Genomic DNA, 24,239 nt, shown 5'->3' with positions numbered 1-24,239 from the left:
CCTTATTCAGTGATTGTCGTTTCATTTATACCACGGAATCTTGGTTAATTTCATTATTTCTGCGTTCTCTTCATCTCCGGTTTTCCACTCCACTTTGACTGATAACGCATGCCCGATGACATCCTCTTCAGGCATAAAATCAAAAGTCGCGATATGATCTTCCATATGGCCTCCGTCATCCATTTCCTCTCCGGTATACTCAGAAAGAGCGTATTCTCCTCTGTCATCATACTTTTTGCCGTTTATGTATAAGGTGATTGTTTTCACAATCGTTCTTTTCGCATCTTCTTTCGCACCATCCCAATACAAATTCAAAAAATAATTAGGCCCGATTGACGTTTTATCTGATTTCTCAATCGAAGCATGCCACAGACCGCTTTCCCCCTCTCCTTCATACACCACTTTCTTTCCGAAGATCATTGCACTGACATATCCCCCGCCAATTAAAAGCAGAAATGCGCTGCTGATCATCAGCAGCCGTTTGAGTCCATTTTTGTTTTTCATCATTTCCCCCGCTTTCATCACAATAGTAGTGATGACGGTGAAAAAAGTTACGCAAAAAAGGCGCCATAAACGGCACCTTTTTAAAATCATATTTCCCCGGAGTATTCAGCGCTTTTGACCAATAAATTGAATGACATGAGACAGGCCGTTGTGCCAAGCCCCTTCATGACGAACGACTTCTCCCATAAAAAAGTGGACAATACGCCAATCTGAAAAGGTTTGTAAAAATTCTTCCGGTGTATATAAAAGCTCCGGATCCTGCGGCCCGCCGCTTTTGTAAGGAATTTGGTGCGTCGAATACACTTCCGTCACGAAAAATCCCCCGGGCTTCACGGCTTCTTTTACTCCAAGAAGTGTTTTTCGACGCAGCTCTTCTGGAAAATGTCCAAAAATACATACAATCTCGTCCCACTGCCCTTGATTCCAAGACGCTTCATTTAAGTCAACAAGCTCCGTCTTCACCGATACATGACGGGTTTCAGCAAGCTTTTTCGTTTTCTCCAACCCTGACTCGGCATAATCCCATGACGTGACGTTCATCCCTTGTTCTGCTAAAAAAACCGCATTGCGCCCCTCGCCTTCTGCAATGGCTAAAGCATCACCCGACAATTGAAGTTTTTTCTGCGAATCTGCCAAAAACGCATTCGGTTCCGTTCCATACACATAGTTCTCATCTTGAAAGCGCTCGTGCCAAAAGTTCATCGTTTTTGTTCTCCTTTTTTTAGAAGCTTTCATATCAATGATATACCCGTTTCTTTTAGATGATGCATCTCATTTTCGCTTCGCAGTCAAACTCGATACTCTCCTTCGAATTAACCCTTATCATTTGTTCGCAAATGAACAATAATCATGATGACGCCTAAAATGAGAAGCAAAACAGGATAAAACAATACAGATGATTGAAAATAAACCGAAGCTTCACTATTGCCATCTGCATCCATTATATAATGAGGAAAAGCAACAGATAACACCTGTAAGAAAAACAGCGTTAATAGACCCAGCAAAATTGAAACAAATCCGGAAACAAAGTACATAAAAAAACCTCCTATTCGCACATTTTGAAAATTGCCAGCTTTTTAATAAATTAAAGAAATTATCCCTCATGAAGCTGCTTTAATTTTTTTCGGATGAAAGAAATCGTATCTAATGCCAGCTTTTTACGACAAAGAACAATTCCGGCATGGCCGCAATTGTAGAGATGTCTTTCGGGTTTCCCCCAGCTTTCCCATAACTTATCGGCATCCTCTAAGTGAACATATTGGTCATGAACGGCGGAAATCAGCAAAATGTGATCTTTGTTAACTTTCGGCACAGCCTGACTGGGATCTGTAATTTCCCAATATGTTTGTAAATCTTCATATGTCACACCGTATTGTTCCAATTCTTCTCTTATGAATTTACCCGGGACGGTATTCCATATCGAGTAAGAAAGACGATTCGCATAAAATATCGATACCACGATGTCGATTTCAGTCTCAAGGGTAGCCATTAAATTTGTAACCCACCCGCCTAAACTGACGCCCACTATAATAACAGGGCCGGTTTTATTTGCTTTGATCCAGTGAATGAGTGCCCGTAAATCCACGACAGCTTGTCTTGTTGATTCAACTGTACGATTCAAATTCGCACTTATCATCAATTCACCGCTGTAAAGCGAATGTTCCGGCTCTCTTTCAAAATGATACGGAAGAGAATAGTAGTACATGTTCCAGCCTAAATCGTTCATCATCCGATCATGAAATATCTTTTTTATTCTGTCGTATGAATCCATTCGCCAGCCGTGTACAAAAATAACATTAGGTTGATCTATATCATTCTTATTTAAAAAAACCTCGCCTTTTAAACTATCATTGACAGGGTCTCCGGATGGAATGATAGATTCATAGCTGAAATGTCCAGCCAAATAGTTTTTTCTCGCTTCATGAAGAGTAAAGGAGACATCAGCCGCTTTTGCTTGATAGAATTCGTCCCTGTCAATCGAATCCAATGAAAAAGCGGAAAAATGTTTTTCTTTACTTCTTTTCCTGTGCAAATCATATAACGCTAAACGATCGATCATCTTTGCCAAAAACACTTTTTGTCCTCCTGATTGGTATAAGTAATGGTGCTTTTTTGATTGAAGGCAGTTCCGCCAAGTCCTTTCACACAGACCATTGGCCATCTAATCGGCTGAGCCTGATGAATCCACGAAGCTGCCTTGACAAAAGGGGCTGTTCACAACACCAAATATCAAAGGTAATTATGATTGCTGCGGGTTTATCGGGTAGAACTTGCTTTATTTTCACCAAGAGAACTGTATTCAAACAAGAATGCTGTTATAGTTGTTCTAAAAATGCTAATAGTTCTGGATCATTAATTTCAAAAATTATAAATTGAATATAATCTATTTTGTTCGTATCAGGGAAAAGAAAATGATTTATCGTAAATTTCGTGGCGGATTTCCCCAACATACCGGCAATACGCAGGGCGATGTCTACATTTTCAAAGTCAATATCAAAGGATGCAAACTCTTGAATCTCTTGATTCACATAGTAATTCTTTACTTTTGTCTCCATTGGGTTTGATGGGTTTGACGCGCAATTAAGAAATTTCCTTAGTTTTTCCGGATCGAAATTCATCAATAGTCCCCTTTAAAGTATAGTGGATGCAACTTTTATGTAGAGTAAGGCCTTTGCTTACGGTCCTTACCGATATGCCATACAAACTGTTAGGATTAAAGCAATTGGATACAAAACCGATGCTAATCTCTGCTTCTTTTCATCAATATGAATGAAGTTTTTACGAGATAAAAATTTGCGAATCTCGGGTAATAATATCAAAATAACTTGGGACAAGAAAGACAGCTTTTGCATCAGGGTAAGTGGACTAAACGTAAACCCGACTCCCGCATTCCCTCCTATCGTTGTCCAGTACATATAAAAATTAAGGAAAGGGATGACGAAGCAAAATATAAGTCTATATTGATTAATATAACAATCGTATTTTTCAGCATTAATGCCTTTAGAAGAAAATCTAAATCCGTAGATGAAAAGAAAAAGTGTCCCCATACTTAATATCGGCTGCTTGATAAAATACGCCAATACAAAAGCTATTAAAAACATAATTTACTCCCTTGCAACCATTGTTAATCATCACCATTATACAACAAAGGAAAGAATTTCTGGACGAAATGATGAATTCAGCAAAACCTGCACGAGATCATATCAAATCATCTTTCCATTTTTAAATTCTAGGACAATCTTTTCTCATCATCTCCCTGTAATCTTTCTCCATACCGAAAGTAAGTTACTTTTCTCAGCTGCAGTAAAGTCGGTGTTTAATTTGAATTCAAACTTTTCATTCATGTGTCTCGGTATGACATGAAAATGCAGGTGCTTAATATCTTGCTGAGCAAAGTGACCGTTGTCTGAGAGTATCGTGTAATCATCACAAATGCCTGAATGAATTAATATTTGAGGTACTTTAATTAAAGAATCCATTATTTCATTAGATAGATGGGGATCGTTAATATGATCCAGTCTTTCAATATGCTTATTTGGTATGATTATTGTATGGCCACATGTAACAGGATTTATATCAAGAAATGCTGTTACATCGTCATTTTTATAAACCTCATAACTTGAAATTTTTTGACTAACGATTTCACAAAATATACATTTGTCCATTTGACTACCCACACTTTGTTAAGTGTCCCTCTCTTTCTGAAGTTTTTTCGGATGCCCAAACTCACAACTCGTTAAGATCCTTTATAAACTAGAGATATTTGAAAAATGATCTAGCTATGTTTAATCCGAAATTCGAAATGATTACCTTCCTTTATTAATCCAAAGAATATTTTCCCTGCATGTTAAAATAGAGAAAGAAACCGAACTTTATTAATCGGTCTCTTTAATATTGATTTCTTTTTCTTATAAACATTCCCAAAATACACCCGACAATTGCCGCTGCAACATTGAGTATAAGTTTATTCTCCAAGGATAAATTTTTGGAAGAATACTCAATATAAAAAGTCACTAAAAATACAGCAATACCCGCGAAAACCGGCGGCAAAAATCTAATAACAATCTCCCCTTCTGATAATTTTTCATTGCTTCGAATTCTTTCATTTAATCTAATCATTTGTCGGCAGCTTAACATGCTACCTTATTTTATATACAGATAATAACATATCAACCTATATATAGATACAGTTCGATTGATACATGAGTTATTTCCTTAAGACAGCGTTTGGAGTTGCGATTGAAAATCAGAAATTCTTATTGCCCAGTAATGATCGATATAGTTAAAGATCTGCGGTTTTTTCAACTTCATTAATATCACTATAATTTTAAGGAGTCAGTTGGATGTTTATAAAATATAATGAATATGATTTACTAGAACTTTTTGAGAGTGAGCCAGCCAGTATAGCTGATGATCCAGAGGCCGGCGAATTTATTTATACTTATAAAGATAATCAAAACTTCAAGTTAATTTTGACGCTGGATGTTTATCAACTAACTTGCAGCCTGGATATAACCTATAAAGATTTCGCGGTATTTACAGGTGTTTTTCAAAACGTAACTAGCATTAAGAAAGTTGAAAATTTCATGGTTGTAAGTATTGGAGAAGAAGAGAGAATAAAAGTAAAATTCACTAAGCAAGTTGGAGTAGAATTACTTTAAGCTTTTAAGTTGTGTTGAAAAATAACTTTCTTGGCGGGATAAGATTGCATTTATCGAGTGCTGTTATTTATCTTCGTCTTTCTTTAGACTCTCCTTTGTAAAAGAACTTATAAAAACGTCTTTAACTTAATAAAACGATATCTCCTCATAGTCAATATCATTGATGAGCTGTCCAATCGTTGCAATGCGCTCATCTTCTAATTGTTTAATAAATTTCATATAATATGTTTCCCACTCGCTCTTTGCTTCAGAGCAGTCAGCAACAATGTCAATGAAATTGAGGATTCCCCCTCTTAATTCTTCATAAAATACAATTTTCGCAAAAATGGCCAATTCAAAATTCCCAAACGTAGCAAAAAGTGCGTTATATTCGTCGTCAAACAGACATCCCGAATTTAGCAAATCCAAATAATCATGCAGTGAAACAAAATGATCGCGGATCAGCGATATTTTTTCTGCTGTGTTTTTTCTTTCCATGATGCAATCCACCAATTTCCGCATTTCAATATCACTCATGCGATCATTTTCATTTAACATTAACGCTATTGGTTTTTCTCTCTCTTCAATTTCTCTGATGATCAACATTTTGAAGCCATCAATTTCCGCAGCGTTATTTACCCTTTGAATACATTCATTGCGATACAAATTGATATAATCAGTAATCGTTTGATCTGTCTTTAAATCCCGCTGTAACCGATCAAATGCTTCGTTAATCAAGTTTGCCCTTTTATCAGCATGGCAATCACTTAACAACCGACTCAACCTGTCATATTGAACTTCAGAAATTCTGACTTGATTGGCTTTGCCCCCGGATAGCAGTGAAAAAACAGCATTGTTTATCATTAACTCAAAAATATTAAAAAGTTCTATGCGATAATTAAAGCGGCATATTCTCCCGAAGTTTGTCAAGATATACATTAGATCGTGATGGTTAAAAAAGTGACAGAATCTCGTTTCTATCAGCAGTCGCTCTAAATACTGTTTAATATAAAAAACACCTTGCAGTTCCATGTTGTCAATAGCTAAAGGATAGTCAATGCTCGCCATCGTATTTTGAGCTTCAAAAATAATATTATAATGATTCATAAATACAGGTAACGATTCGTCAATGGTTAAATTATAAGCATCAACAGGCACATCTAACTTTAATTTTTTTACGTATTGATACAATTGTTTAGCTTCTTCAAAATAACAGTGAAGTAATTCGACACCTTTGGTATATATTTTTTTTATACTATCAGAACGTAAATGTACTATAACCTCTTCAGGTTTCTCAAAATGGAGAGCATAAGCATCTATTGCATACATGAGGGAAACCATAATCCCTTCCGCCGTTTCTGTAGTAACCGACGTACTTTCCCCTTTGGTATACTGGCCTATCAATCGTTGCAGGATTTGCATAATCTCTACCTGTATCTTGTAAGCTTTTTCGCTGGTAATAACTCCAACCCTTTGGCCTTCTTTTAGAAGCGACAACATAAATTGGCTTTGCTTTAACTTTGATTTATCAATCGTAAAATTTGAAACCAAATCATAGCGATTTAAAGTATTTTCTTTTCCCATGTTATTCATCACCTTTATATAAAGACTCACTTCTCATCGTATTTCTTCTGAAACTCTCCGCGAGTTCCTCCATTTTACTTCTTAATAACTCTAAAGACCCCGCAGAAGGTCCGTTAAAACACTCCATCATCTGATGAATCAGTTTCATGTCACCTATCTTATCTTCTGTTTCATTTCTGAGATAATAAAAAATCTCCTGAAGCTCGATTAACGTTTCGACATCATGATCCTCATCCATATAGGGTGAAGCAGCAAACACCTCAATTAATTCCTTTAGTACTTCAATCCCCAGCTCTATACGTCCATGATCATGAAGCACTTTATTTCTATAAACGATTAATGTTTTTATATCGCTGGGTGTTAAGATCAAGCCATGCTCTTTTGTTTTTTCATTTAATTCAAGCAGTTCCATCATAGGTTTTGATTGAGGGGATAATTGAATGGAATTCAAAAAACGAGATAAGTTCATAACCTCTCTTCCTTTCAAAAGCATCTTTTTTTTAAAAAACATTGACTTTTTATATCTTGTGTGTTACGATAAAATTAGGTGTTTTTTATAACAATAATTAATTTATTCTATTTACTTACATATGTCAATAGTTGTTTTTCAGCAGCATTGTTTCTTTCCCTCTTAAATCAGCTTTTTATTCCTCAAGACCAATTTTAATTTCCCTTCAACTCAACAGATTTCTTTCAAAATTTTTATCTGCTTATACTTCATTCTATTAATTGTTGTGTAATTTAACTTTTCTATTTTTTGTCTTAGACCCGTAAATACCATCAGTGACGGTCCCGCCGCTTTCTGACCGTATTGCCGTCAATACCTTGCTCTCTTAGGGCTAAAGAACAGCCAACGTTTCCTGAACCTTACGTACAGCCGCTCCCTTCATTTCATGCGTTTGTCACTTTAAAGATGCCGGCCAACAGCGTGTTGGATGATTTCTTTCCATTTGTACTAACTTTTTTCAAACTAAAAAGGCTGCAGCTCGCAACCTCATTTTGTTAACCTTTTTGTTTCAATGCCTCTTTCTGTTCTGGATTATGATAGGTTTTCATTTCATTTTCGACAACAAAAGAAATAAAGACATTTCAATAAGGAACTCATACTAGAGAGTAAGTGAATGCCAGTGTTCATAGTGAGAACTTCGAAGGAACTATAATATCCGAGTTGAAAACAAACGGTTTTGTTCTTCAGTCAAAGAATGAAATAAAGATGCTTATTTCATCGACATCTCAATCCTAAATGTGGTAAAATAGATGACAATGTTAACCATAAAAAGGAGGATTATGTGTATATGAGTATTATTATTTTGGCATCCATACTTTTATGGAGTACATTAATCTATGAATTAAGTAAATCTCCAAAAAAGCAAAACAACCGAAAAATTGTATCTTTGATATCTTTGGGCTCTTTATCAACCTTAGTTATTACTATTTCGCTTTTTCAAAACCTCCCGTTTTAAAAAAATTGTTTATAACTAAATCGATCGTATATGTCGTCGGTGTGGTATTGTTATAAAAAAATCCTTCTTGCAAGAAGGGTTTTTTATTCATTATTCTCTTCTTTATTATCCAATTCTGGAAAATCCTCAATCATTGATCGAATATCTTCAACAAATTCTTTCTCTGTATATTGACCACCCGCGTGTTTTAGATTATCCAGTTTTCCGCAAATAATCTTAAGGGTTCCCTTTGCGTGCTCTTCTTTAAGGCCGTTTACTTTGTTTATCATCTTATCCAACTCAAACATTTAATAGTTTCCCCTTCGCTTATTGTTCCCCTAAATATAACATATTCATTCCAATCAGTATTTGGTCACTTTTGCCGCGTCATTCCAAGCTGACCACACTTTTCGCCTAACACACGTGGTTTTACTCTTGGAATTCAGGTACAGACATGAAATATATTAAGAAAAGCAGATGATGTTTACTCCCAATATCAGTAAGAAACTTGACCAAGATAGAATCGAAGATTACGAAGGTTAGGTCTCATCGATTATGGAGTTAGATTGAAACTTCATATTTTGGTCACCCAATCTTTTGACCAAAATTCAAACCCCCCCTGGAACCACTTGTGCCAGGGGGGGTTCCTAGATTAATACTGAGACTTATACTGCTCGCGCTCCCAAGGGTGGACTTGTGTGCGGAACATATCCCATTCGATTTCTTTTGCTTCGACGAAGTGTTCGAATAGATGGTCGCCGAGGGCTTTGACCATGACTTCGTTTGATTTGAATTCTTCGAGAGCGTCTGCGAGTGTCGCAGGAAGGTCGACGATTCCGTTTTCGAGGCGCTCTTCTTTTGTCATCACATAGATGTTGCGGTCGATCGGAGCCGGTGCTTCGAGCTTGTTTTTGATGCCGCCAAGTCCTGCTACAAACTGTATACTCAAGTCTATAGTTATCACGAAAAAATTCCTCTTTTGACAGGTGAAGATGTTACAAACGTCTCCTTTTCTATTATAAACATTTTTGGTAAAATCAAGTTGTTGGTTAAAGAATTCAAAATGTGGGAGTGACCAGCAATGCTTTTGTTTTTTGGTAAGTTTATCTTGCTCTATTTGCTTTGTTCAGTTGCATACGCCTTTTTCAACGTGCTGTATTACAATATCGGCAAAAAATTTGTTTCAAAGACGGTCGATGGTACAAAATTGAATTGGGCTTTAAATGTTTTTGTTAAAAACGGCACGAAAATGGATAGTAGTGATTACTTTATTATGGCTGTCTTAGCGGCTTTATTGGCGATTTACTTATAAAAAAGCTCCTGGAACTAATCCAGGAGTTATTTTTATTTTGTTGGATATCCATTATTTTCACAGAAGGCTTTAATCTTCTTATGTTTTTTTGAAAACTTTTTGCATGCTTCTTTAATCCCATGTGTGTAAATGTCTTTTAAGAACTTTTGAGCAACACCAGCTAATCCCACAGCTGTTAAAATTGCAATTAACTCTTGCAACGAAATATATACAACCCATGGTAACGCAGGCACAAACATAGGCTTGATTTGATTATCGCCTTTTACCGCAACCTGTTTCCCTTCCTCTAAAAATTTCACTTGTTCTGTTGGCAAGTTTTCATAAAACATCGCCATATTTGTTACTTGATCTACAGAAAAACCAATTTGGAGTGCTTTTTGACGGTCTACAGAATATGTAAAATCATCATTGGTTTTCAATGCTTCTTTTACAAACTTTTTCGCTTTTTCCATGACTTTTTCATCAACATTTTGCACAACATCGCTAACTTCTTGATGATTGATCAAACTTTCTGTTGCATTTTTTGCCTGTACCGTAGCCGCTGGCGTAGTCAATACTACTGTGGTTAGGAGTGCAAATACTGAAAAAACCATTAACACCCTAGCCTTCATACTTTTCATACCAAAAACAACCTCCTATAGTTTATATTTACAAGTAATATATTAACATATAAACCAACTATATGGAAAATTTCCTTTTGAAAATTTTACGAACTTTAAATTTTCTATCTGATAAAAGATTAGTATAAGAAGGTTCTCGAGATAGAGGACCTTGTCTTCACTGCAATAATGATTCAAGTTTGTTTTGCTTTCGTTTTCGGCCCATAAATACCATCCGCAGACAGCCCGTACATCAGCTGGAACCGTTTGACCGCGTTCGCCGTTTCGGCCCGTATAGCCATCTATGCCATTATTCTTTGCTCCTATATCCGGATAGAAATAGAGGGTAGCCAACGCATCCTGAATCTGTCGGACGGCCGTCCCTCTCATCAGCGGGCTTTTTACCTTATATATGCCAGACGGCAGCGGGTAGGATGATTTTTTGCCGTTTGAGGAAGGCTTTTTCTTTTTCGCTTCAATAGCTACGAGCGCTTTTTCTGTAGCCGGTCTGTAAATTCCATCCAACGCGATACCCGCCTTCTTTTGCAGAGCTTTAACAGCTTGCACAGATTCATCCCCTTAAGACTCATCGGCCCCGTATTTCGGCAGAAAGAAGCCAGCGGCATTCAAGCGTTTCTGCAGCGACTTGACCTTGGAACCGGACGACCCTTTTTTCCAGAATGGTCCCTGTGGATTTGCTTGACTGGCTCGTAGTTGATGTTGTCTTTGACACAGTTTTATTCCCAAACAGAGCATTAACTTTTTTCCTGAATGCCGCCAGATGGCTTGAATCGCTTACCGACGGAGCCGGACAGGATCGACATGGATTCAATGAATAGATATAAGAGTATATCTCCACGATAATGGAGTAATTTTTTTATTGATTTTTTGTGGGTGATTTGTGGGTGATTAATGTTCCCTCTTAAAATATTAAAAATACCCACAAAAACAAAAAACCCCCTGACACCAACGGTGCCAAGGGATTCCTAGATTAATACTGAGACATATACTGCTCGCGCTCCCAAGGGTGGACTTGTGTGCGGAACATATCCCATTCGATTTCTTTTGCTTCGACGAAGTGTTCGAATAGATGGTCGCCGAGGGCTTTGACCATGACTTCGTTTGATTTGAATTCTTCGAGAGCGTCTGCGAGCGTCGCAGGAAGGTCGACGATTCCGTTTTCGAGGCGCTCTTCTTTTGTCATCACATAGATGTTGCGGTCGATCGGAGCCGGTGCTTCGAGCTTGTTTTTGATGCCGTCAAGTCCTGCTGCAAGAAGTACGCTCAAAGCAAGGTACGGGTTCGCAGAAGGGTCTACGCTTCTGACTTCTACGCGCGTGCTGATGCCGCGGGAAGCCGGGATACGGATCAACGGGCTTCTGTTTTGCGCGCTCCATGCCACATAGCAAGGTGCTTCATAGCCTGGAACTAGGCGCTTGTAAGAGTTGACAGTCGGGTTTGTCACAGCTGTAAAGCTTGTTGCGTGCTTGACGATGCCGGCGATGAATTGCTTTGCCGTTTCACTCAGCTGAAGGTCAGTGTCTTTGTCAAAGAAAGCGTTGGCGCCGTTTCGGAAGAGTGATAGATTGCAGTGCATGCCTGATCCGTTTACGCCGAACAACGGTTTTGGCATGAATGTTGCGTGCAGGCCGTGTTTGCGCGCGATTGTTTTAACGACGAGCTTGAACGTTTGGATATCATCGCAAGCACGGATGGCTCCAGCGTATTTAAAGTCGATCTCGTGCTGTCCAGGTGCAACTTCGTGGTGAGACGCTTCGATTTCAAAACCCATTTCTTCGAGCTCAAGTACGATGTCGCGGCGGCAGTTTTCGCCAAGGTCAGTCGGCGCAAGGTCGAAGTATCCGCCTTTGTCGTTCAGTTCAAGGGTAGGCTCGCCTTTTTCGTCAAGCTTGAACAGGAAGAATTCCGGCTCCGGTCCAAGATTGAAATCTGAGAAGCCCATGTCTTCCATTTCTTTCAAAATGCGCTTCAAGTTGTTGCGCGGATCGCCTTGAAACGGCGTGCCGTCCGGATTATAAATATCGCAGATGAAGCGGGCTACTTTACCTTTTTCGGCGGTCCACGGGAAAATCACAAATGTATCTAAATCAGGGTACAAGTACATATCGGATTCTTCAATGCGGACGAATCCTTCGATTGAAGAGCCGTCGAACATAACCTTATTATCAAGTGCTTTTTCCAGCTGGCTCACAGGAATTTCAACGTTTTTAATCGTTCCAAGAATGTCTGTAAACTGAAGGCGAATATATTTTACATTCTCCTCATTTACTAGTTTAACAATATCGTCTCTTGTATACTTTGCCATTCGTAAAACTCCTCCTCTAAAAGGTAAATGTATATAGCAATGCAGTTGCTAACAAATTAATGAAAAAACCTGGACATGTCTCCCTGGCGGAATGTCGTCCCTCTTTGGAAACGGCCTGCTTGGATAAGCTCGTTTTTCAGCAGTTTTCTCAGTTCTTCATCCGACAAGTTGTGTTTCTCTGCTTTTTTCGGCTTGTCTTGTTTGTCTTCTTTTTGTTCGTTTTCTGTTTTGGCGAAAATTTGTTTGATCCCCGCCATGTTTACACCTTGTTCGATCAAATCTTTAATTTCGAGCAGCTTATCTACATCATGGAATGAAAATAAACGTCTATTCCCTTCACTTCTTGCAGGAAATACCAGTCCATTTTCCTCATAATACCGAATTTGTCTTGCGGACAGTTCGGTCAGCTGCATGACGATACCTATCGGAAATAAGGGCATTGAGCGGCGAATTTTATCACTCATCTCAATTTCCTCCTTTTCTTATATAAATTTATTATATGTGATGTTATATAATGTGTCAACATGATGTAAGGATTCTTTACATGAAAATATTCTTTATTTTCTTTACATTAATCCCTGCTTCATGAGCGCATCCACAGCACTGCATATCGCATTCTTCACATGGGAATAGGTTAATCCGCCTTGGACATATGCCACATAAGGCGGTCTTATAGGGCCATCCGCTGATAGTTCAATGCTTGCTCCCTGTACAAAAGTGCCGGCCGCCATAATGACATCGTCTTCATAGCCCGGCATATAGCTCGGATATGGTGTCACATGGGCGTTGACAGGAGAAGCGTACTGAATGGCCTGACAAAACGCGATCATCTGCTCCGGGGTGGAAAATTCGACAGACTGGATCAAATCGGTCCGCTTGCTGTCCCACGAAGGATTCGTCCTAAAGCCGAGCTTTTCAAGAAAGCGGGCTGTGAACACGGCTCCTTTTAATGCCTGGGAGACGACATGCGGCGCAAGGAAAAAGCCCTGGTACATTTCCTGAAGGGTGTACAACGACGCACCGGCTTCACTTCCGATTCCAGGTGACGTCATTCTGTAGGAGCAGGCTTTCACCCATTTTTCCTTGCCGGTGATATAGCCGCCTGTTTTAGCGAGGCCGCCTCCCGGGTTTTTAATCAGCGAGCCTGCCATCAGATCCGCTCCAACATGGCACGGCTCACGCTCTTCTACAAATTCGCCGTAGCAGTTGTCGACGAAAACGATGATGTTTTCGTTTACTTCTTTAACAAAGCGAATCATCTTCTCAATCTCATCAATTGTAAAAGACGGACGGTCTGCGTATCCTTTTGAGCGCTGGATTCCGACAACTTTTGTCTGCGGTGTGACGGAAGCTGCCACGCGGTCAAAATCAACGGCTCCTTCTTCAGTCAGCTCGACATGGCTGTATCCGACCTGGAAATCTTTCAAAGACCCCGAGTTTTCCTCACCTCTGACGCCGACGATCTCTTCGAGGGTATCGTACGGTTTGCCTGTGATGTAAAGAAGTTCATCCCCCGGGCGGAGAACGCCGAATAAAGCAATTGATATCGCATGGGTTCCCGAGATGATCTGCGGTCTGACAAGGGCCGCTTCACCGCCGAAGACGTCGGCATAGACTTTTTCCAGCGTATCGCGGCCGATGTCATCGTAGCCGTAGCCAGTCGATGGTGTGAAATGCGTATCCGATACTTTGTGCTTTCTGTAGCTTTCAAGCACCCTCCACTCATTTCGTTCACTGATTTCATCAATTGTTTTATGGATTTGAGCGATATCGGCTTCAGCCTCTACCGCCGTTTTCTTTAGTAGATCTCCGTGTTTTAATGTCTCAAACATGTTCTGCAGTGTCCTTTCCTACATATACTTCTTCAGCTCTCCCAAAATATTTTGGTCAGGGAGAATATATCCATTCACTTCATATGCTTCGCGATCTTCGTCAAAAATGGTGCTGTTCGCCATTGTCTCAGACTTGATTCTCGACAAGAGCCTTCCTTCTGAAGCAGGAATCCTTACGTCATACGGAACGAGCAGCTCCCTTTTCAGATAGTCTTCAACCGCCTGCTTAAACAGCGGCAGGTCCCCGTCTATTTTGGCGCTCGTCATGATATGCCCTCTCCCTGAAGAAGGGATGAAATCCGGCCGCTTCCGGTCTCTTTTGTTATAGACGGTTAAAACGGGAATATCGTCGGCTTCAAGTTCTTCAAGAAGGCGCTTGACCGTCGCTTCGTGGCCTTCGTAGTCTTCGTGTGAAGAATCGATCATATGAAGAATCAGATCGGCTTCTTTTACTTCTTCGAGCGTCGATCTGAAAGCCGCGATCAAAGTCGTCGGCAGATCCTGAATAAACCCGACCGTATCTGAGAGCAGCACGCTGTATCCGCTCGGCAGCGTCATTTTGCGGGTCATCGGGTCAAGTGTGGCAAACAGCAGGTTTTCTTCATAGCTGTCGGCGTCTGTAAGCCTGTTAAACCATGTCGATTTCCCTGCATTGGTGTAGCCGACGAGCGCGATTTGCAGTACGCCGTTTTTCTTTCTTCTTTCTCTGTATCTGCTTCTGTGGCGAATGACGGTAGACAGCTGAACATTGATTTCATGAATCCGGTTTCGGATATGGCGCCGGTCGGTTTCCAGCTTTGTCTCCCCTGGGCCTCTTGTTCCGATTCCGCCGCCTTGCCTTGACAGGTTGATTCCCTGGCCGCTTAACCGCGGGAGGGCGTATTGCAGCTGCGCCAGCTCAATTTGCAGCTTTCCTTCCCTTGTCCGCGCGCGTTTGGCGAAAATATCGAGGATCAACTGCGTCCTATCGATAATTTTCACGTCAAGCGTTGTGACAAGCGCTTTCAGCTGACTCGGCGACAATTCATCATTAAAAATTAAAACATCGGGCGACAGCTCTTCACAGAGCACCGACAATTCATCTACTTTTCCTTTTCCGATATATGTAGCAGCATCGACACGGTTCCGCTTCTGCGTGACCGTGGAAACAACCGTTCCATCGGCCGTTTTCGTCAGCGCGGCGAGCTCTTCCATCGAGTATGAAAAACGCTCATCAGATACGTGCGGAAGCTGGCATCCGACTAATATGGCTTTCTCTTTCATGACTTCCTGTCCGTTCAAATGATCATGTTCCTTTCTTAACGTTAGTCAATAAGCAGTACTATCATAACAAACGAAGGGAACGGTTGCCAGAAATCCTCGAAAATAAAAAAAGAACGCGCCATTATACGTGCGGCGCGTCTTCCTTCAAGTCGAGATCCTGGCTTTTAATGGTTATCAGGTCATTCTTTAAATAGCAGTCTCCCATCAGCAGTCTCATCGCCTGCGACCGGATGGATTTTTCGATCAGGTTGCGGACGAAGCGGCCGTTGCTGAACTTCGCGGGGCTGACCGTGCTTTTGACGGCCATCAGATGGTCTTTCAGCTTCCATTCGGCCTCAGGGCTGAACTGATATTCCCTTTCCGCCATCATCCGTTTCGCAATGTCCATCAGCTGGCTGACTGAGTAATCGGGAAAATCGATGCTGATCGGAAACCTTGACTGAAGGCCTGGATTTAATGAAAGAAAATGATCCATTTCCCGCGAATATCCGGCGAGGATTAAAATAAATTCGTTCCGCTTATCTTCCATATGTTTGACTAATGTATCGATTGCCTCCTTGCCGAAGTCTTTCTCTCCGCCTCTGGCAAGGGAATAGGCTTCATCAATGAACAGGATTCCGCCCATCGCTTTTTTGATTAAATCCCTCGTTTTTTGCGCCGTATGACCGATGTACTCACCGACAAGATCGGCGCGCTCCGCCTCGATCAGATGGCCTTTTGAGAGAACATTCATCTCGTAAAAAAGCCTGCCGATCAGCCTGGCGACGGTCGTTTTTCCGGTTCCCGGGTTTCCTTTGAACATCATGTGTAGCGCCTGTTTTCCGGCTTTAAGGCCTTGTTCTTCGCGCTTTTTATTGACGAAAATCCAGGCGTAGATTTCCTTAATATTGCGCTTCATTTCCTCCATCCCGACCAGCGTGTTCATTTCCCTTTCAATTTCCTTCAGAATGCTGTGTTTGGCTTCATTTTTTTGCAGTGCGGCCTGATATTCGGCTTCAGCCTCTGAATTGGCCAAAACCTGCTTTTGACCGTTCAGTATGATATTGATTTGTCCGTTGTTTTTATAAGTAACAGCCCTTTCCAACACACTCACCTCACCATTCTCTCTTTATATCCTATTCATGGCGCGCTTAAGCCGTGACAGACGCCCACATGACTGCGCATTCCGATGTTTTTTGAGAAGGACGGGGCAGGTCTTGTTGAAACCTGCGCTTTCCCGAGAAATACTTTATTTCTTATTGTATTCAGGTAGGCTGTGCGGACAAACCAATTTTTTATTTCTATTTGCCTTTTTGGTAAATGCTTAACGGGTTGACATGTTAGATCGGAAGAAAATGATGAATGATGAGGACCTTTGGGAAATAGAGCCAATCCGTTTGAAGATGTGCTGCGGCTGTTGCTCGGCTCAGTTCTTTCATCTTCTCTTTGTTAGCTTTTGATTGAGTAAATCCTAAGTGATGAAATGCGTGGCAATTAACGCATATTAAATCAAGATCAATTACTTTTACTACAGATTAGCAACAGGATGACAATTGTTTATTATTATTAGTTTTAATCTAATGAAACAATTAATTATTGAGATTTGAGTATTTACTTTCATTATATCTTTAAGCTTTCTAATATCTAGATAAAACGATGGTTTTTATTCGCATTCATTGTATTCAAGAGATAAGTTAAGCCATTCTTCTTCCTCTGGGAATGGCTCCTTATTTGTACGATACCATCCATTAAAATATGCTACCAAATGCATCATTATCTCTTCTGCTCGTCCTTTAGAATCCATTCCTAATTGAGTAAAGCCATTTTTGCTGCTTAATGGATCTTTATCTCCTGGTTTATCGAACTGAACAAGAGCTATATAATATCTTCTGAGTCTGTACCAAAAGTAATGCTTCCCCCGGAATGGTCTCCAAAATGCATTACATCTACTTTCGGCTTAAAGCCTCTTAATCTTAAATAATCAGCGATTTCTTCAGCACCAAATTCTTGATCTATTTGCCCTCTTTCTTTGAGTACCAAAATTAACCCCTCTCTACGTAAAATGATTATTAGAGCTAAAATTCATCAATTATTAAATTTAAAGCAATAAACAACAGAACAATTGCTATTACAATAATTGTTTCGATAGTATAGGTTTTGTGATTTTTCTTCTTTTTCATTTCCTCCCTATATTTTTCTTGAAGCTCTTTCCTCTTCTCATCCATTTTCATTATTAGGCTCCCCTTTCGCCAAAACCAAAGTATGAACCTATTTTCGAGTCGTCTAAACAATGGGCACTTAAGAAACTAAAACGTAAGACATACGAAACCTGTGTTTTGGTTCCATTATACAACAAAGGAAAGAATTATTGGCCAAACTGAGAAACAAATAATATGATTCCTATCCCTGCGCTCATCGCACCAAAAAGATTAAATCATCGTAAAGTCGAAACTTATATCTGAAGGTGATTTAATGGAGAAAGAGTTTGAAACAAAAGGATATGACACATCCACTGTTACGATTATAAAGTGTATTGTGAGGCTGTTTTCTGCTTACAGTTTCCTGGTCGTCTGACGATTCATTTTCTTTACTTGTTTGGCTACATGCTGCTAACGTGTGTAGACATGTTAATAGAATAAAGTAACTAAAGTGATGTCTTTTCAAGTTTGTTCTCTTCTTCCAGTTTGTTATTTGACTGGAAACAGATAACTTACATATATTTCAATTTTTTCATTATCTTAATCAATCTTTGGATAAGTCTTTAGCATCTTTGTTTTTCCTTGGTGTGCTCTATGCTACAATATAAAAAATGCAAAGTTAAAAGTGAATATGGAACAAACATGCTAATACAATAAAAGACTATAACAGGCATAAAAATTGCTGTAATTATCTTCCCAAAGTTTGAAAACAATACCCGTTCGCCGTTTTCATTGTATTCATCAGCAGTTGCTAAATTTAGTATCGACCGATAAGCTTAATAAAGGAACGCTAATCCAAACATCTTTCCAAGAAAATCAGAAATCGGAATCTCTAGTCAACTAAAAAGCGCAGCAACAACAATAAACCCTAAGATTAGCTGCCATCCTTGTTTAGCCCACCAAATCACGTATAATCCTCCTTAAAATGTTTTAGACCCTATTCAGTTCGTTTATTTAAAATTAAAGCTTGCAATTAGTTAAAAAATGTGCAGTCAATGGATACTTGTTGCAGCATTTCCTTAGCTGTGTCCTTTTTCATATTGTTATTTTTCGTAATAATAAGCTTTGACCCAATAATAGTTTCTCCCCTTATGTTCACACCATTCAACAAATCCCTTTGATTGTTCTTTTGTAAACATCACCCAGTCATTCAATAGATCTTGATAATAGTTGAGTGCTTCGTTATTGTTTTTTCTTGTTTGTTGACACTCTACCTTGTTGTTTAACTCCCGGGACTTAGCAAGAAGTGCTGTATCTTCTTTAATATCGCCAAGATATAAATCTTCGGATATATGATGGAATGAATACCAAAGGGCGTTCAAATTAATATCGATTAGCGTTAATAAGGATAATTGTTCATTGCTGCCACCAAGTCTAAGTGCATTGTGTAAGTAATCGACACGTTTTTCAGTATTTAAAAACACGCCATACCACCTATATGGTCTTGGATCTTCGGGATTACTCTTCATCCATCTCTCAAGTAAAGGCTTTAAAAGTTCCTTTTCAAATGGATGAACGAGTACATGGTGAATATCTTCTGATGTTTCAAATAAAGCAAACAGCCAACAAGCAAAATTCTGTTGTGCATTATCATCCCACATCTTTGCTTCATCAATAAAGGAAGATAATGATTTAAAGGATTCCTTACGCAACCCTTTTTCTTTGAGGGAACAAAACTTTTTAAATAACGGATATACATCCAATCTGTCATTTTTTAAGATATTAGTTAAGACATTTACCATTGTTCACATCTCTCTTTGTTCAGATTAAATTCGTAATTTTATTCTAATATCTATGATCGGCACGCTTTCTTTCAATGGATGATTTTTTTACCCACCAGTGAGTGCCCTTATAAGACCCGCTTAAAACTTCTATTAATGCCAAATCACGATCATCCATGGTTTTAATAATTTTTATTCTTTTATACCTTGGTATATCAATTGTATTTACTCCATCACTTGTTAATTCAGATATACTGCCGTAGTTCTTCTCTAACGTCTCGATAGACTTAGCACCATGAATATTCCTGAGAATCTCGATTTCATCTCCAGCTTTGTATCCCCCAGATCCAGGTAAGAAAAGGACTGCTATAACTGCTAAAGCTAGAAGAACGCCAGCAATTCCATAAAACGCTTTTTTTATGAGTTCTATTAATTTATCCACGAATTTGATTATTGGATTATCTATATATTGGTGTTGTCTTCTTTTTACTCGTGATTTGGTGATCATTAGGGTACTCAATATAGCTTCCGTCATCCCAATGAACAGCCAACCATCTTCAGTTCTCCTTCAGTCACGTTTCCATCACCAAACCATGTAACCCGATTCTCATTTAAAAACACCTCCAAGTCATATTTCGGATAAGATTGATCCGATTTCAAACTCGAAGGTGTTTTTTATTTGTCTCATCTTGTGGGGCAGTCCGGCAGTTCCCTCGCTTGTTTAACAAAAATGGCACGTTTCGTTTTTCTGCACCATTCGTTAGTTTTGAACGCGGGCGTGAACATGCGGCGTTCTCACTGTGTTATATTGAGGCGCCTTATTTTATGTACGTGACATTCGTTTTCTGTCTAGATAAGCAGTGCCGCTCCATTTATCCCTTCTACACTGACATAACACAGAAAGGGAAAATTAAATTTCTTATCTTTTATTAGATTTAAAACCTTTTGACACCATGTTTTTTCTTCTTTAGCCAGTCTGAATTTGCGATCAATCAAGATATAACGGCCAAAGTTTTTAGACATGCTATCCGATTCCTTGTTTTCTAGCTCCGCCATTTTGTTCAATTGGGTATCAATTGTTTTTTCTAAATTTTTGATTCGATCCTGAATCAATTTTACGGAATCTTCCTCTTTCAACAACCAAATCGAATATACTTTAATAAGAAATTCGTCCCTATTTATTGGATCTGAAGGAGATACAGCGATCCAATCTTCTAACGCTTCTTTTCCCTTTTCAGTGATGGAGTATATTTTTTTATCAGGTTTCCCTATTTGCTCTACATGCTCGTATTCAAGAAATTCTTCTTGTTCCATTTTATTTAGCAAAGGATATATTTGACTATGTTTTGCCGGCCACACTACCTCCAGGTACTGGACTAACTCATATCCTGAACAAGGTCTTCTGCCGAGAACGCTCAGAATGGCATACCCTAAAGTATTTATATCATTCACCTCAATCTTTAAATGGCGGTTACTTTATACTATTTTTAAATCCAAAGGTTAAATAAACCCTCATTAATACCCAAGTTATACATATAGTATACACCAAAAACAGCACTTATTACACCCGTCGTCATCCCTAGTGTTCCGCTGATTGCCCCTCGCTTCTTACTCAGCACAAAGGGAATTCCAATGATTGTTGTAAAGAAAAGCATACCAATAACTGTTCCTGCCCCGAATATAAGAATATATATTGCCGCTTCCTCTACACTCTTGACAGTACTTATCGTTAATAAGACCATGGCTCCACTTCCTGCAAGACCATGAACTAAACCGATGAATGTTGATCTTAAGTACGTTACGTTTTTATGGCGGCGCTTATGGTCGCCGCTGCTTTGATGGGTGTGGAGATGTTTGTGTTGATGCGTATGTACAGGGCTATTCTTGAAAGAAAGAATCGTTTTAACCCCTAAATAAACAAGCATGACTCCTACTAAAAATTCTAAGGACATCGACCATTTTTCTGATATTTGCCCCTTCATTACAATGACAATGATTCCAACTATAAACAATGTTACAGTATGGCCAATGCCCCAAAATATGCCCGCTAAAGAAGCTTGCCATAACTTTTTACTTTGACTTGCAATTGTCGATACCGCAATCACATGGTCAGGTTCAATCGCATGCTTGATTCCTAAAATTAATGCCAGCATTAAAACCGAGAATAATGTACCTTCCACAAAATACAGCCCCTTCTTGAATCTGAAAAAAACCAACAATTGAACAGTTGCTGGTTTTTTAACCGTTAATATTTTCTTAAAAAACTCGGGGTTTTGTTAAACCATACTTGGTTGAGGAGATGATGAAATTCGGAAAACAGACTTTCGATGATCTGTGTTTGATTTGCTAATACCCGTACGGAAAACCCAGGGACAGGCAATAAAGATATGCCTATTTTATATTCTTTTGTCTGAGTATCCACGGCCTGATATAAACGATCAAGAAGGTCATGATCTACTTGTTCATTGATCACAATCATGGAACCTAAGTGAGAATAGCCTTCCATTAAACCCAGACCATCTATATTTTGTTTGACCGGGCATAGTTTGATATGGTCATAGACTGCCAGCTCATTTTCCATATAGATTTCATTAATGAATTGAAGCATCTCATAGGTAAACTTTTCTCCACTAGGAGACCATCCAGGAGTCACAATATCTGAATAAAGGAACGTACATCCTTTTTCAATATATACTATATTTTTTTGTTTATACCGTGCATTTTGATAGCCGATAAGCGTATCGGGAATGTACTCAAGATAACTGCCTTCCTTAAGGTTAAATTCCGTTTCCTGATATGCATGTGTATGCGGTGTCTTATATATTTTAGTTGCCGATTGGGTTGTTAATGTTAATCTTGCTTGTTTCTCCAGTGAAATCTTCATTTGATAGCGATCACCGTCTAAATAACCGCCGCCGGGGTTTAAAATATAATAACAGGCTTGTCCTGATTCATCATGATAAATAGGACGCATGACTTTATACGCCCCCTGAAAATACACATTTTTCGCAATGGTCTTTCCATTTTTTTCTTCAGCGCTCAAACGCAAAACGCCTGTCCAGTCCCCCATCTTACTCCAGTCCTTTTAATAGTGCATTTTCCTTAATCCAGTCAATGACTTGATCAAGACCTTCATTCGTTTTTAAATTTGTAAAAGCGAACGGCTTGTCTCCGCGGAAAACCTTCGTATCAGATGCCATAACGTCCAGATTTGCTCCAACGAAAGGCGCTAAATCTGTTTTATTGATGATAAACAAATCAGATTTAATCATTCCTTGACCGCCTTTTCTCGGTATTTTCTCCCCTTGGGCCACATCAATAATATAGATTGAAAAGTCAACAAGTTCAGGGCTGAATGTAGCTGCCAGATTATCTCCGCCGCTTTCAACGAAAATAAGTTCAACGTCTGGATTCTTCTTCACTAGCTCATCAATGGCTGCAAAGTTCATTGATGCGTCTTCGCGTATTGCCGTATGAGGGCAGCCGCCTGTTTCCACACCTATAATCCGATCTGCGGGAAGCACCCCGTTGTTCATTAAAAACTTGGCATCTTCTTTTGTATAAATGTCGTTTGTCACAACTGCCATACTCATTTCATCTTGCAAATGCCGGGTTAATTTTTCGACTAACATCGTTTTCCCTGCTCCTACAGGTCCTCCTACACCGATCCTAATTGGTTTCATACCTAACACTTCCTTTTTTATTAAGACATGAAAATACGAATATTTACACGCTCGTGCATCATTTGAGATAATTCTAAACCGGGAGAAACAATCCCGAATTCTTCTTCATTTAAACTTTGAATTTTTTCTGTTGCTTCGATTAAAACAGTCTGAAATTCTTGAATTGTCTTTTGACCTGCCACTTGCCCCAGAGGGACGGCCCGTACCGCATTTTGAACAAGATTTGAGACTGCTGAATACAAATAGTACAGTGTAGTCGTTGATGAAGGGACACCAAGATGATGACCTACAATCGTAAATACAATGGAGGGATGTCCAAACGATTGCTTTTGATCTATACGCTCCCGATATGTTGAAAGAATGGGTATATCATATAGGGATTCAATAAGATTTAACATCCGCTCGCCCATCCTTTGGGTTCCTTCTCTTGTTTCACGCGGCAAACTTTGAACAGTCAACATGCGATCTAATTTCCATACTGTTTGTAAATCTTCGTTCTCTAAAGCTTCATATACAAGACGGGAAGCCAACCCATCTGAATAGATGAGCTGCTCGTTTACATACGTATGAAGCCATTGTACGAACGTTGCTTGATCATGGACTTTATCTTCTTGAATATAGGTCTCAAGACCATACGAATGACTAAAAGCCCCTATAGGGAAATTTGAATCACATAGTTGGAGTAAAGATAAAATATTAATCATGGCTATGACCGATATGGCGGAAAGCCTGTTTTACTTTTCGGTCTTCACGTTTATATGGAATTTGCAGGTCTTGAAGTAACTCTTCTACAAGATAATCATATTGAACAAGCATTTCGTCCTCTTCAAACTGCGCCGGCAGGTGGCGATTTCCTAATTGATGAGCGATCGTTCCCATTTCATTCAAGGTGCGCGGTTTGATAACTAATAAATCATCGGACAGTACATCGATGACGATCATATTTTTATCGTCCATATACAAAACATCACCAGCGACAAGGTCACGCGCTTCTTTCAAGCGTATTCCAATTTCATTGCCATGATCTGTTTTCACCCGTTGGATTCGTTTTACTAAATAAGCACTTTCAAGGTAAACTTTTTCAATATGGCGTTTTTCAATTTCCTCTTTTTCCATGTTTTCAAGATTTGTTACGATTTGTTCAATAATCATGACT

General features: G+C 39.3%; 27 protein-coding genes and 2 pseudogenes. 2 read left to right on the top strand and 27 right to left on the bottom strand.

Annotated features, from left to right (window positions below):
- Positions 1–21: 21 nt before the first annotated feature.
- The 6 genes from MHB72_RS10690 to MHB72_RS10665 form a co-directional block, all read right to left on the bottom strand.
- Positions 22–504 (bottom strand): DUF4944 domain-containing protein, encoded by a 483-nt coding sequence (locus MHB72_RS10690; protein WP_216920661.1) that lies wholly within the window; start codon positions 502–504, stop codon positions 22–24.
- A 105-nt stretch (positions 505–609) separates the two neighbouring features.
- Complete coding sequence (locus MHB72_RS10685; RefSeq protein ID WP_145685451.1) at positions 610–1,206, bottom strand: SAM-dependent methyltransferase; 597 nt, start codon at positions 1,204–1,206, stop codon at positions 610–612.
- A gap of 110 nt (positions 1,207–1,316) precedes the next feature.
- Positions 1,317–1,538 (bottom strand): hypothetical protein, encoded by a 222-nt coding sequence (locus MHB72_RS10680; RefSeq protein ID WP_026579662.1) that lies wholly within the window; start codon positions 1,536–1,538, stop codon positions 1,317–1,319.
- 59 nt (positions 1,539–1,597) lie between these two features.
- A complete protein-coding gene (locus MHB72_RS10675) occupies positions 1,598–2,578 on the bottom strand; it encodes an alpha/beta hydrolase family protein (RefSeq protein ID WP_216920660.1) in 981 nt (326 codons plus the stop codon).
- Between the two features lie 241 nt (positions 2,579–2,819).
- Positions 2,820–3,122: a hypothetical protein gene (locus MHB72_RS10670; RefSeq protein WP_101560911.1), complete on the bottom strand. Its 303-nt coding sequence runs from the start codon at positions 3,120–3,122 to the stop codon at positions 2,820–2,822.
- A gap of 630 nt (positions 3,123–3,752) precedes the next feature.
- The gene (locus MHB72_RS10665; RefSeq protein ID WP_101560910.1) at positions 3,753–4,181 is read right to left on the bottom strand and encodes an HIT family protein; all 429 of its coding nucleotides are present in this window, start codon (positions 4,179–4,181) and stop codon (positions 3,753–3,755) included.
- Positions 4,182–4,847: 666 nt separating this feature from the next.
- Between MHB72_RS10665 and MHB72_RS10660 the strand changes: the two genes are divergently transcribed.
- On the top strand, positions 4,848–5,165 hold the full coding sequence (locus tag MHB72_RS10660) for a hypothetical protein (protein WP_039072731.1): 318 nt from the start codon (positions 4,848–4,850) through the stop codon (positions 5,163–5,165).
- A 126-nt stretch (positions 5,166–5,291) separates the two neighbouring features.
- On the opposite strand, the gene MHB72_RS10655 is transcribed toward MHB72_RS10660, so the two are convergent.
- The 4 genes and pseudogenes from MHB72_RS10655 to MHB72_RS10640 form a co-directional block, all read right to left on the bottom strand.
- Positions 5,292–6,728: a DUF6179 domain-containing protein gene (locus MHB72_RS10655; RefSeq protein WP_340902639.1), complete on the bottom strand. Its 1,437-nt coding sequence runs from the start codon at positions 6,726–6,728 to the stop codon at positions 5,292–5,294.
- A gap of 1 nt (position 6,729) precedes the next feature.
- Positions 6,730–7,197, bottom strand: a complete 468-nt coding sequence (locus tag MHB72_RS10650) for a DUF6323 family protein (RefSeq protein WP_020451555.1) — start codon at positions 7,195–7,197, stop codon at positions 6,730–6,732.
- A gap of 1,077 nt (positions 7,198–8,274) precedes the next feature.
- Positions 8,275–8,478 carry a hypothetical protein gene (locus MHB72_RS10645; protein WP_144497670.1) on the bottom strand — a complete coding sequence of 68 codons (204 nt, stop codon included), beginning with the start codon at positions 8,476–8,478 and terminating at the stop codon, positions 8,275–8,277.
- 344 nt (positions 8,479–8,822) lie between these two features.
- Positions 8,823–9,119, bottom strand: a pseudogene (locus MHB72_RS10640) (type I glutamate--ammonia ligase); the annotation flags it as partial.
- A 132-nt stretch (positions 9,120–9,251) separates the two neighbouring features.
- Between MHB72_RS10640 and MHB72_RS10635 the strand changes: the two are divergent.
- Positions 9,252–9,482, top strand: coding sequence for a hypothetical protein (locus tag MHB72_RS10635; RefSeq protein WP_009327761.1), 231 nt, complete (start codon positions 9,252–9,254; stop codon positions 9,480–9,482).
- Positions 9,483–9,514: 32 nt separating this feature from the next.
- Here MHB72_RS10635 and MHB72_RS10630 read toward each other — a convergent pair whose 3' ends face one another.
- The 17 genes and pseudogenes from MHB72_RS10630 to ureE form a co-directional block, all read right to left on the bottom strand.
- Complete coding sequence (locus MHB72_RS10630; protein ID WP_020451551.1) at positions 9,515–10,102, bottom strand: hypothetical protein; 588 nt, start codon at positions 10,100–10,102, stop codon at positions 9,515–9,517.
- 173 nt (positions 10,103–10,275) lie between these two features.
- Positions 10,276–10,901 (bottom strand): annotated as a pseudogene (locus MHB72_RS22905) (peptidoglycan-binding domain-containing protein); the annotation flags it as partial.
- Between the two features lie 171 nt (positions 10,902–11,072).
- A complete protein-coding gene (gene glnA, locus MHB72_RS10620) occupies positions 11,073–12,407 on the bottom strand; it encodes a type I glutamate--ammonia ligase (RefSeq protein ID WP_020451550.1) in 1,335 nt (444 codons plus the stop codon).
- A 56-nt stretch (positions 12,408–12,463) separates the two neighbouring features.
- Entirely contained in the window at positions 12,464–12,871 is a 408-nt protein-coding gene (locus MHB72_RS10615) for a MerR family transcriptional regulator (protein ID WP_003182143.1), read from the bottom strand.
- Positions 12,872–12,973: 102 nt separating this feature from the next.
- A complete protein-coding gene (locus tag MHB72_RS10610; RefSeq protein ID WP_106070744.1) occupies positions 12,974–14,239 on the bottom strand; it encodes a methionine gamma-lyase family protein in 1,266 nt (421 codons plus the stop codon).
- 18 nt (positions 14,240–14,257) lie between these two features.
- Positions 14,258–15,520 carry a GTPase HflX gene (gene hflX / locus MHB72_RS10605; RefSeq protein WP_216920656.1) on the bottom strand — a complete coding sequence of 421 codons (1,263 nt, stop codon included), beginning with the start codon at positions 15,518–15,520 and terminating at the stop codon, positions 14,258–14,260.
- Positions 15,521–15,623: 103 nt separating this feature from the next.
- Positions 15,624–16,589: a stage V sporulation protein K gene (gene spoVK / locus MHB72_RS10600; RefSeq protein ID WP_003182136.1), complete on the bottom strand. Its 966-nt coding sequence runs from the start codon at positions 16,587–16,589 to the stop codon at positions 15,624–15,626.
- Positions 16,590–17,356: 767 nt separating this feature from the next.
- Positions 17,357–17,521 carry a hypothetical protein gene (locus MHB72_RS10595; protein WP_223254801.1) on the bottom strand — a complete coding sequence of 55 codons (165 nt, stop codon included), beginning with the start codon at positions 17,519–17,521 and terminating at the stop codon, positions 17,357–17,359.
- 35 nt (positions 17,522–17,556) lie between these two features.
- The gene (locus MHB72_RS10590) at positions 17,557–17,712 is read right to left on the bottom strand and encodes a hypothetical protein (RefSeq protein ID WP_180806805.1); all 156 of its coding nucleotides are present in this window, start codon (positions 17,710–17,712) and stop codon (positions 17,557–17,559) included.
- Between the two features lie 1,010 nt (positions 17,713–18,722).
- The gene (locus MHB72_RS10585) at positions 18,723–19,421 is read right to left on the bottom strand and encodes a hypothetical protein (RefSeq protein ID WP_216920654.1); all 699 of its coding nucleotides are present in this window, start codon (positions 19,419–19,421) and stop codon (positions 18,723–18,725) included.
- Positions 19,422–19,464: 43 nt separating this feature from the next.
- The gene (locus MHB72_RS10580; RefSeq protein ID WP_216920653.1) at positions 19,465–19,908 is read right to left on the bottom strand and encodes a hypothetical protein; all 444 of its coding nucleotides are present in this window, start codon (positions 19,906–19,908) and stop codon (positions 19,465–19,467) included.
- A 341-nt stretch (positions 19,909–20,249) separates the two neighbouring features.
- Positions 20,250–20,852 carry a PadR family transcriptional regulator gene (locus MHB72_RS10575; RefSeq protein WP_216920651.1) on the bottom strand — a complete coding sequence of 201 codons (603 nt, stop codon included), beginning with the start codon at positions 20,850–20,852 and terminating at the stop codon, positions 20,250–20,252.
- Positions 20,853–20,887: 35 nt separating this feature from the next.
- The gene (locus tag MHB72_RS10570) at positions 20,888–21,580 is read right to left on the bottom strand and encodes a HoxN/HupN/NixA family nickel/cobalt transporter (RefSeq protein ID WP_020451541.1); all 693 of its coding nucleotides are present in this window, start codon (positions 21,578–21,580) and stop codon (positions 20,888–20,890) included.
- Positions 21,581–21,645: 65 nt separating this feature from the next.
- Positions 21,646–22,470, bottom strand: coding sequence for an urease accessory protein UreD (locus MHB72_RS10565; protein WP_216920649.1), 825 nt, complete (start codon positions 22,468–22,470; stop codon positions 21,646–21,648).
- A gap of 1 nt (position 22,471) precedes the next feature.
- Positions 22,472–23,083, bottom strand: a complete 612-nt coding sequence (gene ureG, locus MHB72_RS10560; protein WP_020451539.1) for an urease accessory protein UreG — start codon at positions 23,081–23,083, stop codon at positions 22,472–22,474.
- 20 nt (positions 23,084–23,103) lie between these two features.
- Entirely contained in the window at positions 23,104–23,787 is a 684-nt protein-coding gene (locus MHB72_RS10555) for an urease accessory protein UreF (protein ID WP_026579680.1), read from the bottom strand.
- Positions 23,780–24,235, bottom strand: a complete 456-nt coding sequence (gene ureE / locus MHB72_RS10550; protein WP_020451537.1) for an urease accessory protein UreE — start codon at positions 24,233–24,235, stop codon at positions 23,780–23,782. The genes MHB72_RS10555 and ureE overlap by 8 nt, the downstream gene beginning before the upstream one ends.
- Positions 24,236–24,239: the final 4 nt, after the last annotated feature.

Origin of the sequence: Bacillus sp. FSL K6-1284, assembly GCF_038002625.1 — a bacterium.
Classification (GTDB): domain Bacteria; phylum Bacillota; class Bacilli; order Bacillales; family Bacillaceae; genus Bacillus; species Bacillus paralicheniformis.
This window is presented reverse-complemented; position numbering and strand designations above follow the sequence as displayed.

Bases quoted from the DNA above. Each gene is read 5' to 3' on its own strand.
- MHB72_RS10690 (WP_216920661.1), bottom strand. From the start codon at position 504: ATGAAAAACAAAAATGGACTCAAACGGCTGCTGATGATCAGCAGCGCA.
- MHB72_RS10685 (WP_145685451.1), bottom strand. From the start codon at position 1,206: ATGAACTTTTGGCACGAGCGCTTTCAAGATGAGAACTATGTGTATGGA.
- MHB72_RS10680 (WP_026579662.1), bottom strand. From the start codon at position 1,538: ATGTACTTTGTTTCCGGATTTGTTTCAATTTTGCTGGGTCTATTAACG.
- MHB72_RS10670 (WP_101560911.1), bottom strand. From the start codon at position 3,122: ATGAATTTCGATCCGGAAAAACTAAGGAAATTTCTTAATTGCGCGTCA.
- MHB72_RS10660 (WP_039072731.1), top strand. From the start codon at position 4,848: ATGTTTATAAAATATAATGAATATGATTTACTAGAACTTTTTGAGAGT.
- MHB72_RS10655 (WP_340902639.1), bottom strand. From the start codon at position 6,728: ATGGGAAAAGAAAATACTTTAAATCGCTATGATTTGGTTTCAAATTTT.
- MHB72_RS10650 (WP_020451555.1), bottom strand. From the start codon at position 7,197: ATGAACTTATCTCGTTTTTTGAATTCCATTCAATTATCCCCTCAATCA.
- MHB72_RS10645 (WP_144497670.1), bottom strand. From the start codon at position 8,478: ATGTTTGAGTTGGATAAGATGATAAACAAAGTAAACGGCCTTAAAGAA.
- MHB72_RS10635 (WP_009327761.1), top strand. From the start codon at position 9,252: ATGCTTTTGTTTTTTGGTAAGTTTATCTTGCTCTATTTGCTTTGTTCA.
- MHB72_RS10630 (WP_020451551.1), bottom strand. From the start codon at position 10,102: ATGAAAAGTATGAAGGCTAGGGTGTTAATGGTTTTTTCAGTATTTGCA.
- glnA (WP_020451550.1), bottom strand. From the start codon at position 12,407: ATGGCAAAGTATACAAGAGACGATATTGTTAAACTAGTAAATGAGGAG.
- MHB72_RS10615 (WP_003182143.1), bottom strand. From the start codon at position 12,871: ATGAGTGATAAAATTCGCCGCTCAATGCCCTTATTTCCGATAGGTATC.
- MHB72_RS10610 (WP_106070744.1), bottom strand. From the start codon at position 14,239: ATGTTTGAGACATTAAAACACGGAGATCTACTAAAGAAAACGGCGGTA.
- MHB72_RS10590 (WP_180806805.1), bottom strand. From the start codon at position 17,712: ATGAAAATGGATGAGAAGAGGAAAGAGCTTCAAGAAAAATATAGGGAG.
- MHB72_RS10585 (WP_216920654.1), bottom strand. From the start codon at position 19,421: ATGGTAAATGTCTTAACTAATATCTTAAAAAATGACAGATTGGATGTA.
- MHB72_RS10580 (WP_216920653.1), bottom strand. From the start codon at position 19,908: ATGATCACCAAATCACGAGTAAAAAGAAGACAACACCAATATATAGAT.
- MHB72_RS10565 (WP_216920649.1), bottom strand. From the start codon at position 22,470: ATGGGGGACTGGACAGGCGTTTTGCGTTTGAGCGCTGAAGAAAAAAAT.
- ureG (WP_020451539.1), bottom strand. From the start codon at position 23,083: ATGAAACCAATTAGGATCGGTGTAGGAGGACCTGTAGGAGCAGGGAAA.
- MHB72_RS10555 (WP_026579680.1), bottom strand. From the start codon at position 23,787: ATGATTAATATTTTATCTTTACTCCAACTATGTGATTCAAATTTCCCT.
- ureE (WP_020451537.1), bottom strand. From the start codon at position 24,235: ATGATTATTGAACAAATCGTAACAAATCTTGAAAACATGGAAAAAGAG.